The 13879-nt window shown below is 63.7% G+C and carries 15 protein-coding genes and 1 tRNA gene; 12 read left to right on the forward strand and 4 right to left on the reverse strand.

What is annotated here, in order from left to right; translation table 11 throughout:
- Window positions 1–285: 285 nt before the first annotated feature.
- From ATJ93_RS10780 to ATJ93_RS10810, 7 genes are all read left to right on the forward strand, one after another.
- On the forward strand, window positions 286–2115 hold the full coding sequence (locus ATJ93_RS10780; RefSeq protein ID WP_120244646.1) for an ABC transporter substrate-binding protein: 1830 nt from the start codon (window positions 286–288) through the stop codon (window positions 2113–2115).
- Window positions 2116–2284: 169 nt separating this feature from the next.
- Entirely contained in the window at window positions 2285–3352 is a 1068-nt protein-coding gene (locus ATJ93_RS10785) for an ABC transporter permease (protein WP_120244647.1), read from the forward strand.
- A complete protein-coding gene (locus ATJ93_RS10790; RefSeq protein WP_120244648.1) occupies window positions 3349–5088 on the forward strand; it encodes an ABC transporter permease in 1740 nt (579 codons plus the stop codon). Before ATJ93_RS10785 ends, ATJ93_RS10790 begins: the two co-directional genes overlap by 4 nt.
- The gene (locus ATJ93_RS10795; protein WP_120244649.1) at window positions 5088–6443 is read left to right on the forward strand and encodes an ABC transporter ATP-binding protein; all 1356 of its coding nucleotides are present in this window, start codon (window positions 5088–5090) and stop codon (window positions 6441–6443) included. Before ATJ93_RS10790 ends, ATJ93_RS10795 begins: the two co-directional genes overlap by 1 nt.
- Window positions 6440–7783, forward strand: a complete 1344-nt coding sequence (locus ATJ93_RS10800; protein ID WP_120244650.1) for an ABC transporter ATP-binding protein — start codon at window positions 6440–6442, stop codon at window positions 7781–7783. Before ATJ93_RS10795 ends, ATJ93_RS10800 begins: the two co-directional genes overlap by 4 nt.
- 2 nt (window positions 7784–7785) lie before the next feature.
- Window positions 7786–8274, forward strand: coding sequence for a DUF7555 family protein (locus tag ATJ93_RS10805; protein WP_120244651.1), 489 nt, complete (start codon window positions 7786–7788; stop codon window positions 8272–8274).
- Between the two features lie 102 nt (window positions 8275–8376).
- A complete protein-coding gene (locus ATJ93_RS10810) occupies window positions 8377–8901 on the forward strand; it encodes a DUF7529 family protein (RefSeq protein ID WP_120244652.1) in 525 nt (174 codons plus the stop codon).
- Window positions 8902–9179: 278 nt separating this feature from the next.
- On the opposite strand, the gene ATJ93_RS10815 is transcribed toward ATJ93_RS10810, so the two are convergent.
- The 3 genes from ATJ93_RS10815 to ATJ93_RS10825 form a co-directional block, all read right to left on the reverse strand.
- Window positions 9180–9254 (reverse strand) — tRNA-Met (locus ATJ93_RS10815).
- A gap of 66 nt (window positions 9255–9320) precedes the next feature.
- Window positions 9321–9767, reverse strand: coding sequence for a GtrA family protein (locus ATJ93_RS10820; protein ID WP_120244653.1), 447 nt, complete (start codon window positions 9765–9767; stop codon window positions 9321–9323).
- A 293-nt stretch (window positions 9768–10060) separates the two neighbouring features.
- Window positions 10061–10327 carry an HAH_0734 family protein gene (locus ATJ93_RS10825; RefSeq protein ID WP_120244654.1) on the reverse strand — a complete coding sequence of 89 codons (267 nt, stop codon included), beginning with the start codon at window positions 10325–10327 and terminating at the stop codon, window positions 10061–10063.
- A gap of 162 nt (window positions 10328–10489) precedes the next feature.
- Here ATJ93_RS10825 and ATJ93_RS10830 point away from each other — a divergent pair, with 162 nt between their 5' ends.
- The 5 genes from ATJ93_RS10830 to ATJ93_RS10850 are packed head-to-tail and all read left to right on the forward strand — an operon-like array spanning window position 10490 to window position 12721.
- A complete protein-coding gene (locus ATJ93_RS10830) occupies window positions 10490–10771 on the forward strand; it encodes a 50S ribosomal protein L44e (RefSeq protein WP_120244655.1) in 282 nt (93 codons plus the stop codon).
- A gap of 5 nt (window positions 10772–10776) precedes the next feature.
- Complete coding sequence (locus ATJ93_RS10835) at window positions 10777–10950, forward strand: 30S ribosomal protein S27e (RefSeq protein WP_013881421.1); 174 nt, start codon at window positions 10777–10779, stop codon at window positions 10948–10950.
- Window positions 10947–11747, forward strand: coding sequence for a translation initiation factor IF-2 subunit alpha (locus ATJ93_RS10840; protein ID WP_120244656.1), 801 nt, complete (start codon window positions 10947–10949; stop codon window positions 11745–11747). The genes ATJ93_RS10835 and ATJ93_RS10840 overlap by 4 nt, the downstream gene beginning before the upstream one ends.
- A 16-nt stretch (window positions 11748–11763) precedes the next feature.
- A complete protein-coding gene (locus ATJ93_RS10845; RefSeq protein WP_120244657.1) occupies window positions 11764–11943 on the forward strand; it encodes an RNA-protein complex protein Nop10 in 180 nt (59 codons plus the stop codon).
- A 7-nt stretch (window positions 11944–11950) separates the two neighbouring features.
- Window positions 11951–12721: a proteasome assembly chaperone family protein gene (locus ATJ93_RS10850; protein WP_120244658.1), complete on the forward strand. Its 771-nt coding sequence runs from the start codon at window positions 11951–11953 to the stop codon at window positions 12719–12721.
- Window positions 12722–12837: 116 nt separating this feature from the next.
- On the opposite strand, the gene ATJ93_RS10855 is transcribed toward ATJ93_RS10850, so the two are convergent.
- Window positions 12838–13617, reverse strand: a complete 780-nt coding sequence (locus tag ATJ93_RS10855; RefSeq protein ID WP_120244659.1) for a DUF7839 domain-containing protein — start codon at window positions 13615–13617, stop codon at window positions 12838–12840.
- Window positions 13618–13879: the final 262 nt, after the last annotated feature.

Genomic DNA, 13879 nt, shown 5'->3' on the forward strand with positions numbered 1-13879 from the left:
CGGAACCCGGCCAGATTGTGAGCAATAGGGATCGGGGTAGTCAGCCCGTCGTATGCGGGGCGCCGGGCCATCCACGCCGAGAAGACGTCGTTTGGAACGACCGGAATAAATAGCACAGTTACACGTCCATATCAGAATAAACTACTTATTCGTTTTCCGAAATTGTGATGGGATCAACGCTCGTGATCTTAACGGCTGACGTTAAGTTTATATCGTAGGTTTGACTAAGGCATTGCTATGTCCGATAGTTCGAATCGGAAGGGTGCTGGAAAATCGCGACGTCAAATGCTCGCTCTCCTGGGTGGGAGCGCAACGGCCGGACTCGCCGGCTGTTCGGCCCTCCTCGAAGGCGACGGGAACGGCGACGGAAACGGAAACGGCAACTCCAGCGGTAATGGTAACGGCAACGGTGGCGGCAACGACTACGAAGTCAGCGAACACGCTGACAAGGCGCAGGCCGCCTGGGAGACCGTCCAAGAGAACGCGGGCCCCGACGGCGAGGAAGCTCGCACGCAGGCCTACGTCGAGATCGAAGAGGCCGTTCGGGACGACATGGTCATGCTCCCGCTGTATCACAGCAAGGGCGAAATGTTCTGGTACGACCGCGTCGACGTCCCGCGGGTGGGTGCGCTGGGTCCCCACCAGCAGACGCACAACGAGACGCAGATCGAAGGCGATACGGAACTGAATCTGGTCACCTCTTCCTTCGACGAGCTGGACCCGATCATGTCGACCGACACGGCGTCCAGCGAGGTCATCAACCAGATGTACGAGACCCTCGTTCACTACCCGAACGGGGTCAACGAGATCGAAAACAAGCTCGTCGAGTCGTTCGAGACTTCCGAGGACGGGCTCACCTGGACGTTCACGCTCAAGGAAGACGTGACGTTCCACGGCGGCGAGGATCTGACGGCCGACGACGTCGTCTACTCGTTCCGTCGTCTCGCGGAATCCGAGTACAGCGAACGCTCGAACTTCCTCGTGGACACGCCGCTCGGTCTCGGCCTCGAGCACGAGGAAACCGAGGACGGCGGCATCGCCCCCGACTCCATCGGCGTCGAAGCGGTCGACGACCGAACGGTCGAACTGTCCCTTACCACGCCGCAGCCGGCGGCACTGGACATTCTCACCTACACCGCGTTCGCGGTCGTCCCCGAAGGAATCGTCGGCGACATCGAGGGCTACGACGGCGAGGTCGACCACAACGAGTTCGCGACGGGGATGGCCAACGGGACCGGTCCCTTCCAGTTCGACGAGTTCAACCCCGGCGAGGAGATGCGCGTCGTCCGCTTCGACGACTACCACGGCAGCACCGCGAACCTCGAGTCGATCCACTGGGAGATCAACGAGGACCCCGAATCCATCTTCACCTACATCATGGAGGGGAACGCGGACATCTTCCGCGACAGTCAGGTTCCGACCCCGCAGTACGACCCGAGCCTGATCGACGCCGAGGAAGACGACATGGGCCGAGAGGTCGGTACGTACGGCCCGCTCGAGAACGACGAAACCGTCAACTACCTCGGGGTCCCCGAACTGGGCACGTACTACTTCGCCTTCAACGTCAGCAACGTTCCGCGCCCCGTCCGACAGGCTATCGCGTACGTGACGGACCACCAGGAGTTCCTCGAGGACGTCCTCAAGCAACGCGGATTCGAAGCGTTCAGCTTCACGCCGCCGCGCATGTGGCCGACCGGTCAGGACGGCTACGATCAGTGGGTCGACGAGTGGCAGTACGGCGTCAACGAAACCGACATCGAGAGCGCCCAGCAGGTCCTCGAAGAGGCCGGCTTCACCGCGGACGATCCGTTCGAGCTGACGGCCTCGACCTACGAATCCGGCCCCGAATACGCCGAGATGGCCGAGATCATCCGCCAGAAGCTCGCCGACCTCGGCGTCGACATCCAGAACCAGTCGACGCAGTTCTCGACGCTGCAGGACCGCGGCGAGGACGGCGACCTCGAAATGTACTCGCTCGGCTGGATCTGGAGCTGGCCGGACCCGGCGTACGGTCACTTCGGCTTCGAGCCGAAGAACACCGACACGTCCCGCATGCCGAACGAGGCGACCGGCTACTACCTCGACTGGCAGGTTAATCTGGACGAGGAGGCATAACGAGGCGTACCGAGGCCTAACAAGGCCTAACAGCGGATCGATTCCCGGTCGCAATTTCTCTTCTTCGGAAGGTGAAAACGCAATATTTACGTGCGGATAGTAAAGTCAACCATTGTGTACGTATGCAAGTTAGCTCGCAGAATACCCACCGAATCATAGTACAGAACCCATGAGTCGGTGGCGATACTTTATCAAGCGGCTCCTGTTATCGATCCCGGTCCTCTTTCTAGTGCTTACGTTCGTCTTTGCACTGCTCCGGATGGGACCGGTCGATCCCGTCGCTGCGCGGCTGGGTCCGGAAGCGTCCGGCGCCGAGGCCCAACGGATGCGCGAGCGACTCGGATTGAACGATCCCCTCTGGGAACAGTACCTCGACTTCGTCACGGACTTCCTGACGCTCGATCTGGGACAGTCCTGGGTCATCTACGGGGACTGGGAAGTAACGTCCATTCTCGCGTTCGCGGCCCCGCCGACCCTCTGGCTCGGCTTTTGGGCGATCCTGCTCCCGCTGTTCATCGGCATCCCGCTTGGCTTCTACGCCGGGCTGAATCCGAACAGCCGGAGCGATTATCTGGCCTCCGTCGGCGGGATCCTCTGGCAGGCGATGCCCAACTTCTGGTTGAGTATCATCCTGCTGGCGCTCCTGCGCCAGACGATGGACGGCGGCTGGTTCGGCTTCGACTGGTACACGTTCGGTCCGGAGCTCGGTAGCATCACGGGAACGCCCGATCTGGCGTTCTTCTCGGTCAACTGGGTCGATCTCGGCGCGGCGGCGGTCCCGCTCGTGACCGGCATCGACTGGGGGGCGCTCGCGACCGATATCAAGTTCATCCTCCCGCCGGCGCTGGTCCTCGGCTCCGCCTCGATGGCAGCCGAACTCCGCATCGGCCGTACGGCCATCCTCGAGACGATCAACTCGAACTACGTCGAGACGGCCAAGGCGAAGGGGCTGACGAACCGCGTCATCGTCTGGAAACACGTCTTCAGGAACGCACTGATCCCGCTGGTGCCGGTCATTACCAACGAGGCGACGCTGTTGATCGGCGGCTCCGTCATCGTCGAATCGATCTTCAACATCAACGGCCTCGGCAGGATCTTCTTCCTCGCATCGGTACAGGGTGACCTGCCGCTGGCGGGCGCGCTGTTGTTCATCTTCACGTTGATCATCATCTTCCTGAACGTCCTGCAGGACTTCCTGTACACGATCATCGATCCACGAGTGGGGTACGAACGATGAGTACACTGGATTCAGCTACCACGACCGAACCGGAGCCCGACGACACGGTGCTCCGTGAACGCATCGACGCGAACCCGCGGCCGGCGCTCGGCTGGCTGGCCGGGTTCGCCGTACTGATCGCCCTCGAGTTCGGCCGGTACATGAGTTGGACCTACAGCCTGATCGACGCGATCAAGTACGTGATCGACCTGGTCCGGCTGCTACCGGACTGGATCGGCGGCTCCATCGGCGCAGCGACGACGCCGATCGTCGGCTACTTCGTCTCCGACGGCGTCTCGCTGCTCATCCTGTTTGGCGTCGCCGTGGTCCTCACGAACGTCCTTCCCTGGCAGGTGACCGGCCGATTCGATCCCGACCTGCCAGAGCGAACGCTGCTCTATCTCGAGCGCGTCGTCCTGACCGTCGTCCTTGCAGTCCTCGTCGTGCTAATGGCGTTTACACCGGTCGGCGGGATGGTCAACGGTGCGATCGACGGCGTGTTCAACGCGCTTTCCTCGATTCCGACGCTGACCAGCCGTGAGGTCATTCCGAATCAGGGGTATCAGACGCCGGACGGCGGCTGGGAGGGCACGTTCCTCGGCCTCTCGCCGGCCGTCGCGTGGGGTATTCGCGTGCTCCTGGTCTACGGCTACGCGCTCGCCATGTTAGCCTGGCTCTGGAAGGGCTACAACGTCTTCCGCGAGAACTACCGACAGGCGGACTGGACCCCGCGCGACGACACGCTGAACCGATTCAGCAACCACCTCTGGGGGATATTCGGCTTCGTCGTCGTGTTCCTGTTTATCGTGACGGCGCTGTGGGCGCCGGCCGTCAGTACGGTTACGGCGGAACAGAACATCTACACGCCCTACGCGTACGAGATACAGTACCTCGACGACAGCGGCGACGTCAGTACGATCACGCCCGGACAGGCGAATCTCAACAGCGTCTCGGACGGGCAGAACAATATCGGACTGTTGAGTTACGACGACTACGGCCGCTGGGCACCGCTCGGAACGACGCCGAGCGGACAGAACATGTTGACACACATCGCCTACGGCGCACAGACGTCGCTCGTGATCGGCTTACTCTCGATCGGGCTCGGCGGGCTAATCGCCGTGGTCATGTCGCTGCTGACCGCCTACTACAAGGGACTCGTCGACGTGCTGACGGTGATCACCAGCGACACGATCATCTCGATTCCGGCGTTCCTGCTGGTCATGATGCTCTCCGTGATCTTCCAAGACGGGGGGCACCCGATCGCGGAACCGCTCGACGGCGGGATCCTCCTCGGCCTGATCTTCGCGTTCGCCTACTGGCCGGGGATGTGGCGGACGATCCGCGGCCCGTCGTTACAGGTCGTCGAAGAGGAGTGGGTCGACGCTGCACGCAGTTACGGGCAGTCGCCCGCGAACACAATGCGTAAACACATGGCCCCGTATATTGCGGGCTATATCATGATCTACGGCTCTCTGCTGCTCGGCGGTATCATCATCTCTACGGCGGCGCTGTCGTTCCTCGGACTAGGTATCGAAGCGCCGACGCCCGAATGGGGGCGGCTCATCAGCGACGGTCGGGCGTACCTCTCGACGGCCTCGTGGCACGTCGCGACCATCCCCGGCCTGATGATCGTCCTCGTCGTAACCGCGTTCAACGCGCTCGGTGACGGCCTCCGCGACGCAATCGACCCCGAAGCCGATACCGGCGGTGACGGCGCCGACGATGCCGGTGCCGCGGCTGCCGGAGGTGGTGGATAATGTCGCTGGAAACAACTCCCGATGAGACGGCTGCCGAGACCGAGCCGATCATCGAGGTCCGCAATCTCCAGACGGCCTTCTTCACCGACAAGGAGACCATCCGTGCCGTCGACAACGTCTCGTTCGACATCCGCCCCGGCGAAACCGTCGGGATCGTCGGCGAGAGCGGTTCGGGGAAGAGCGTCACCGCCCGATCGATCATGGGTCTCGTCGACTCACCCGGCCGAGTCCTCGAGGGCAGTAGTATTCGCTTTAGCCACCTCGAGACGGTCCAGGAGTACGCCGAGCGGTTCCCCGACCGAACGGTCGATCTCGAGTCACTGAGCGCCCAGTACGATCCCGTCGACCTGTTCGGTCGGCGCGGCGTCGACGTGACGCCGGCCGACCTCGGATACGAGAGGGCCGCCGACGTTCCGCTGGCGGATTTCGTCGCCGCCGGCTACGGCGACGAGGTCGGCGTGGATTCGGACGCCTGCGTGTTCGTTACCGAGGGCTCGGCCGACTCGCCGAGCGATATCAGGGACGGCTTCGTCGAACTCACCCGTCTCAGCGGCGAGTCCCAACGGCTCATGCGCGGCGGCCGGATCGCGATGGTCTTTCAGGATCCGCTGACGAGCCTCAACCCCGTCTACACGGTCGGCAACCAGATCAAGGAAGCGCTCCGACTGCATCAGGGGCTGCGCGGCGAGGAAGCGACCCAGGAAGCGATCCAACTGCTCGAGGACGTCGGGATCCCCGACGCCCGGCGGCGGGTCGACGAGTATCCCCACCAGTTCTCCGGCGGGATGCGCCAGCGGGCCGTCATCGCGATGGCACTGGCCTGCGAGCCGGAAGTGCTGATCTGCGACGAGCCGACGACCGCCCTCGACGTGACGATTCAGGCCCAGATTCTCGACCTGCTCACGGAAATCCAGGACGAGCGCGATCTCGCGATGATGTTCATCACTCACGACATGGGCGTCATCGCGGAGATCAGCGACCGCGTCAACGTCATGTACGCCGGCGAGGTCGTCGAGCGAGCCGACGTTGAAGACCTGTTCGCGAACCCGAAACACCCCTACACGCAGGGGCTGTTGCAGTCGATTCCGGGACAACAGGACGGCGATCGCCTCCAGACCATCGAAGGGAACGTCCCGACGCCGAACGAACCTGCGACCTACTGTCGGTTCGCGCCGCGGTGTCCCAAGGCCTTCGGCGAGTGTGAGGCGGTCCATCCCGAGCACGTCCCGGTTGACGACGATGCACCCGACCACACCGCAGCCTGTCTGCTCTACCCTGAACAGCAATCGAAGACGGCAGCGGTCGCCGAACACCGACGGCGAAACGAGAACCGATCCGGAGGGAGCTCCGAATGAGCCAGCAAGCTATCCAACCAGACGCCGACGTACCGTCCGGAAACGACGACGCGATGATCGAGGTCCGGGACCTGAAAACCTACTACGACAACGGTGGTCTCTTCGGCGGGACGCCAGTCAAGGCCGTCGACGGCGTCAGCTTCGACATCCGTCGCGGCGAGACGCTCGGCCTCGTCGGCGAATCCGGCTGTGGAAAGACGACGCTCGGTCGAACGCTCCTCCAGCTCGAGGAGGCGACCGACGGCACCGTCGCGTTCGACGGCGTCGACATCACGGAACTCGACGGCGACGAGCTTCACGAGTGGCGCCGCAACGCCCAGATGGTGTTCCAGGATCCTCACTCGAGTCTCAACGACCGGATGACGGTCGGCGAGATCGTCCGCGAACCGCTTGACGTTCACGAGTGGGAGACGCCGCGTGAACGACGCCAGCGGGTCAAGGAACTGCTCGCGACGGTCGGCCTCCAGCGCGAACACTACTACCGCTACCCTCACCAGTTCTCCGGGGGGCAGCGCCAGCGGATCAGCATCGCCCGCACGCTGGCGCTCGAGCCGGATTTCGTCGTCCTCGACGAGCCGGTCTCGGCGCTGGACGTCTCGGTGCAGGCCGAGATCATCAACCTGCTCGAAGATCTTCAGGAGGAGTTCGGGCTGACGTACCTGTTTATCGCCCACGACCTCTCGGTCGTCCGGCACATCTGCGATCGGGTCGCGGTGATGTACCTCGGAAACATCATGGAGATCGGACCGACGGAGGAACTGTTCGCGAACCCGTCGAATCCGTACACCCACTCGCTGCTGTCGGCGATTCCCGAACCCGACCCGACGAGCACTCGAGAGCGAATTACCCTCCACGGGACGCCGCCGAACCCCCGCTATCCGCCGTCGGGCTGTCCGTTCAGCACGCGCTGTCCGGCCCGCATTCGTCCCGAAGAGTACCGCGACCTCGACGACGAACTGTGGACCCGGCTGAACACGCTCCGCAGCACGCTCCACGAGCGCCAGCGCGCGGATCGCTCGGTCCGCGAGCGCCTCCGCGCCGCAATGGGACGGAGCACCCGGTTCGGCACGGTCGACGAAATCTACGACGAACTGTTCGGCGACGTCGAGGTCCCGTCGAAGGTCCAGTCCGTTCTGGACGAGATCGCAACCCACGTGCGTAACTACGACGAGGACGAAGCCCTCGCCGTGTTCCACGAGGAGTTCGGCAGCGTCTGCGAGGCACAGACCCCGTCGTACCACCAGCCATCCAGTGATAGCGAGCGCAAGAGCCTCTGTCACCGCCACGACGACGAGGACTACCGCTCGCCCGACGACGTCCTCGATCAGCGCCACCGGTGACGATGTCATCGCTCGAGCGCGTGCAGTTCCGACGCCGACTCCGTGTCTGGGCGGACGCGCTCACGTATGCGTTCGCGCTCACGGCAATCGTCGGCGCCGGCTGTTTCGCCCTCGGGTTCGCGACCGGCGGCGGCGCCGTCCGCGCCAAAGAGTTGCTCTTCGTCGTCGGCTGGCTTCTCCTCGCGTACGCAACGGTCCGACTGTGGCCGTCCTCTCCGGCGGAGGTCGACTCGGGCTCCAGTTCTCGTTTCGGGCCCGGATCAGGTCCTGACACCAGATCCGCGACCGCCTCTCGTTCGCACGGCGGCGCGGTCGGAGACCGGCTCCCGTCGACGCGCTTTCAGACGTTCGTGCAGTCGCTGCCGCCCGTCCGCTGGATCCAGCCGCCGGCCCCCGAGCACCGGCTGACGCCGCCGGGAAAGGTACTCGTCGGTAGCCTCCTGATTTTGCTGCTGTCGTTCCTGCTCGAGACCGTCTTCGGGATCGCCTGATCCGGGTGGCACCCGGGAGGCGGTTTCGTCGGCGCCGACGCAGTCACCGACGGTCGCAGCGCTCCGAAACTTGTTAACCGCTGCTCTCCCAGACCGTAGACTATGCCCCACGACAGCCCCGCCGATCCGCGAGATCGACGACAGCACGATCCGGAGGGCGTACAGAGCGAAGCCTGGAAGCAAACTCTCGAGGACATGGAAGCGATCGCCGAGGAGCGCCGCGACGACGGCTGGGACGTCGTCACCATCATGGCCGCCCACACCGACACCGTGAGCCGCGACATGGGCGAGGAGGATACGTTCGGCCTCTTCCACGTCGTCCCCAACAACTACGCGGAGAAGTTCACCGACGCCTACGACAGCGACGAGTACACCGAGTATCTGGCCTACGGCACCATGATCGACGGCTTCATGTTCGTCGTGACGGAGCTCATCGATCCGGACGACGACCGCTCGATCCTGATCGCCAGCCGGTACGACATGACCTTCGCCGACGGCATGGTCACGTCCGCGGAGGACGAGGGCGTCCTCTACACCCACGTCAGAACGATCGACGGGACGATCCTCGGGACGTTCGAACACGAGGAGTACGAGCCGCTGATCTCACCGCCACACGCCAATACGTAGTCGCGCGCGAGCGCACGCGCTTGGTTTAATTGCCGACTATGGTCTCTGCATGCTCGAGCATCACTGCATTCGAGTGATGCTCGCCGGTCTCTGATACGGTACACAGTTCTCGAGGTCCCCGTCGGCCGTGGAGTCACGACGACGTGGGTGTGAAAATTGGCTCGCACCGATACTATTCGATGTTCGTCACTGAATTTGTGAAACCCGGGTCTACTTAGCTATGTTCGCCGCTCACGACGCTCGTCGCTTTGCTCCTCGGTATTGTTCGCGTTGAAAAGTAGCGGGAGGTAGATTTGAACTACCGATCTGCGGGTTATGAGCCCGCCGGAATCTCCTGGCTATCCCATCCCGCTACTTCTTCGTAACCGGGTGAATTAGTTAAGGGTTGTGATTCGGGTGCCGTATGGGGGTTTCTACCGTTAGTCCCGGTGGACGCGCCACGTGTAAAGACTCTCACAGGTGTAGTTGACGAAGAAGCCGACGGCCAGTCCGATCGCGTTCGCCGCGAGATACCAGACGCCGAACCAGCGAACCAGTCCCGCGAGCACGCCTAAGGTCACGAGGAAGCCGGCGAACCGAACCGCGTTCGAGCGGAGAAATCGCTTGCCGATCGCTCGAGGCCCCATCCCGCCGTAGTTCGCGAAGGTCCACCACTCGTTGATGACGAAGATGACGACAATCGAGAGTTCCCACGAGAGGACCTTCGCCGGGCTGGGGCCGAGCGGTGTCAGTTCGACCAGCAGAAAGAGAGTGAGGATATCGACGGCAGCGCCGACGAACCCGACGCCTGCGAACAGGCTGAATCGGGCGGTCGACAGCAACGCCCGGAGTCGCATCCGACACGCCTCGAGTACCGAATCAAGCATCGGTTTGCTCCTGCGAGAGTGGACGTAACGGCGTCGACGATGGTGAATGTGATGCCTGAAACCTGAGTCGAAAAGCGCGGGAGAGAGGTAGACGGAGACGAGAACCGCGACGGTCCCATCCACCGCTGTGTGGCCGCGTCTCGGGGCCACCTGCCAAGAACTCGAACCCCACTGCGCGGCGCATTCGTGTCTGACCGAGCGTGGACCGGGACGGGGCAAAAGCGTACTGGAAGCGGACGCCGGCGACGGGTCGGAAACGGAGACGGATCGCGCGGGTAGCGGTCACGTCGTAACTACAGCGCGAGATCGCCCTTCGCGCGCACGACGTCAACGTCTTCGGCGTCGACGCGGTCGACGTCGAGGAAGTGGGGAACGAAGTTGCGCTTCTCGTAGTCCTCGTACTCGGATTGGTCGCCGACGGTACACCAGAGCTGGACCTTGTCCGGCCCGTGCCACTCGCCGTTGCGGTTGATGCCGAAACAGACCACTTCCTCCCCGTCGTACTCGACGATGGCCCCTTTTCGAATCCCCGGGTCCCCGTGGATGATGAGCTGCTTCATACGGCAGCGTTCGCAGGAAAGACGATTAAACGCTTCGAACACGGCTACCGGCTGAGCATTGTCGTTCGACAGCCGGGGCTGCGAACACATCCCGATCCCGCCGAGGGCGAACCAAACGGGTTTTAAACAGCCATGTCTTAGCCCACAGCAAGTGAGATAACCATGCAGATGCCACGCCGATTCAATACGTACTGCCCGCACTGTAACGAACACCACGAGCACGAAGTCGAGAAGGCCCGCTCCGGCCGTTCCTCCGGCATGAAGTGGGACGCTCGCCGAACCAAGCGCAACTCCTCGAGCATCGGTAACTCCGGTCGCTTCTCGAAGGTTCCGGCCGGCGAGAAGCCGACCAAGAAGACCGACCTCAAGTACCGCTGCAGCGAGTGTGGCAAGGCCCACCTCCGCGAGGGATGGCGCGCCGGCCGACTCGAGTTCCAGGAGTGATTACTATGGCAGGAAGCTTCTACCAGGTACGATGCAGTGACTGCGAGAACGAACAGACCGTCTTCGGCAAGGCCTCCACGGAGGTCGCCTGCGCAGTCTGTGGGACGACGCTGGCGCGACCGACCGGCGGCAAAGCCGAGATCGAACACGAGATCATCGAGACCGTCGAGTCACGATGAAGTTCAGCGGCTGGCCCGACACCGGCGAACTCGTCGTCGGGAAGATCGACGAGATCGAGGACTTCGGGGTCTTCGTCGATCTCGAGGAGTACGAGGACAAGCGCGGCCTGATCCACATCTCCGAGGTCGCCTCGGGGTGGATCAAGAACGTCCGCGACCACGTCCGCGAGGGCCAGATCGTCGTCTGTAAGGTGTTAGACGTCGACGAGGAGTCCCAGCAGATCGACCTCTCGCTGAAAGACGTCAACGATCACCAGCGCTCCGAGAAGATCCAGCAGTGGAAAAACGAGCAGAAGGCCGACAACTGGATGGAACTCGCGCTCGGTGAGGACGCCGACGACGAGACCTACACCGCGATCGCGAACGAACTGATCGGGGCCCACGGGAGCCTCTACAACGGCTTCAAGCAGGCCGCGATCCACGGCGACGAGGCCCTCGAGAATACCGACCTCTCGGCCGACGAACTCGATGCGATCGTCGAGACCGCCCGCGAGAATGTCTCGGTGCCGTACGTCAACGTCACCGGCTACGTCGACCTCGAGAACCCCTCGCCCAGCGGCGTCGACGGCATCCGCGAGGCGCTCGAGGCAGCCGAAGGCAACGGCGAGGTCCCCGACGAGGTCGACCTCGACGTGAGCTACGTCGGCGCACCCGAGTACCGGATCGAGGTGCAGGCGCCCAACTACAAGACCGCGGAATCGCAGCTCGAGGAGAGCGCCCAGCGCGCGATCGCCGCCATCGAAGCCCACAACGGCTCGGGCGAGTACCACCGCGAGCGCCGCACCGACGACGAATAACGACTACCGACGACCCATGAAATCCGACATCCGGGTGTGTTCGGCGTGGCGCGAGCGACACGACCGCCCGGTGTATACCCTTTCTACCGAATGTCCCGAGTGCGGTGCCGACGCCGAAAACAGCGCGCCGGCGCCGTTCGACCCCGAAGACCCCTACGGCGAGTACCGACGGTCTCTTAAGCGTCGCAATCGCTGATTCGGGTATGGACGAACTCGAGATCGACGCAGTCGACGACGTCGAACTGGACGACCCCGTCCTCGTCGAGGGGCTGCCGGGCGTCGGCCACGTCGGAAAGCTCGCGGTCGACCACCTGCTCGAGGAACTCGAAGGCGAGAGTACCCTCGTGCGCCGGGTCTATTCCCAGGAGTTCCCGCCGCAGGTGAGCGTCGAAGACGGCGTCGCCGAGTTGACCTGTGCCGAGATCTACGCGGTCTCAGTGGCTGACGGGCGTGATCTGCTCTTACTGACCGGCGATCACCAGGCCCAGACCAACGCGGGTCACTACGTGCTGACCAGCGCCTTCCTCGACATCGCCGAGGAGTTCGGCGCCAGCGAGGCGTACGCGCTGGGCGGCGTCCCGACGGGCGAACTCATCGAGGAGTACGCCGTCGTCGGTGCCGTCAACGACGAGTCGCTGCGCGAGGCCCTCGAGGACGCCGGCGTCGAGTTCCGCGAGGACGAGCCCGCGGGCGGGATCATCGGCGTCTCCGGACTCCTGCTCGGACTCGGCGAACGCCGCGGGTTCGAAGCGAGTTGCCTGATGGGCGAGACCAGCGGCTACCTCGTCGACCCCAAGAGCGCCCGCGCGGTGCTCGAGGTGCTCGAGGACCTGCTCGGGTTCGAACTCGACTACGAGACGCTGGACGAACGGGCCGACGAGATGGAGGAAGTCATGGGCAAGATCCAGGAAATGGAACAGCAACAGCAACAACAGCAGATGCCGACCGACGACGATCTGCGGTACATCGGGTAATCGCCGCTCATCTCGCCGGCGGCAAGCGGGTGACGGACTGGCTCGCCATCGGCATCCAAGAACAGTCGTCTCGGCTTTTCGCGCAGTTCAGTTCGATCCGTAGTCGTTCGTCCCGTCTACCCCTCGAGAACCTCGTACGAGACGTCGGCGTCCCGCAGCGCGTCCGTAACGCGGCCGACGGCGTGGGTGGTCGCGACGACGGTCACCTCGAGGCCGTGTTCCGCGGCGTCGGCGGCGACCTCGCCGACGGCGAACGTGACGGCCGGTTCGATGTCGGCCTGCCGGCACGCGACGATGGCTTCGATGCCGGTGGCGACGACCTGATCCGCGTCCGCGCAGGCTTCGCTGACGGTCTCGTCCGCGATCGCGCGGCTGCCCCCGGTCCGAACGCTGGGGACCTGCAGGACCGTCACGGAGCCGGGCTCGAGATCCATGACCCCCTCGAAGCTCGTGACGCCGACGTCGGTGCCGGCCTCGGCATCGGTGGTCGCGATCCCGGTTGCAGGCCCCTCGCTCCCGGGTTCGGCGTGGAGCAGCCCGTCCTCTACGAACAGCGAGACGGTTTCGCCCTCCTCGATCTCCTCAGTGGCGATGTAGGCGTCCTCGCTCATCGCGCCGAGGACGTCGCCCGTGACGTGGTCCGCGAACCGACGGACGTCGTCGGCGGCGCGGAAGAGCCAGTCGACGCCCTCTCTGGTAACGCGGTAGCGCGACCGCCCTTCCTTCTCCACGAGGCCGTCGTCGACGAGTTCGCGGATGTACTCGCTGACGGCCTGACTCGTCACGCCGACTTCCTCGGCGATCTCACCCTGGCTAACCGCGGGCTGGCGCTCGGCGATCTGGACGAGGATCCGAAACCGCGTCGCGGCCCGCTTGTTGTCGAGGACGTCGACCATATCGGGTCTTTTCGCGAGCGCGCCAAAAAGATACGCGGTCCCGACGAGTGACCGCGGACCGATAGGCCGGTTCCGTCGCCGCGATCACGCGTCCGATCCGGCGGTTGAACGGTCTCCTCGAGCGCGGATTCCCGGCCATCACCCCGCCAACACAGAAGTAGCTCCGGTCCGTCAGTTACCAATAGTAAACCCGAGAAACCGGCCTCGAAACCGGATTCTGACCGGGCATCACGGACATATAAGAAATATGGTACGGAAGGAC

The sequence above is a fragment of the Halopiger aswanensis genome (genome assembly GCF_003610195.1).
Lineage (GTDB): Archaea > Halobacteriota > Halobacteria > Halobacteriales > Natrialbaceae > Halopiger > Halopiger aswanensis.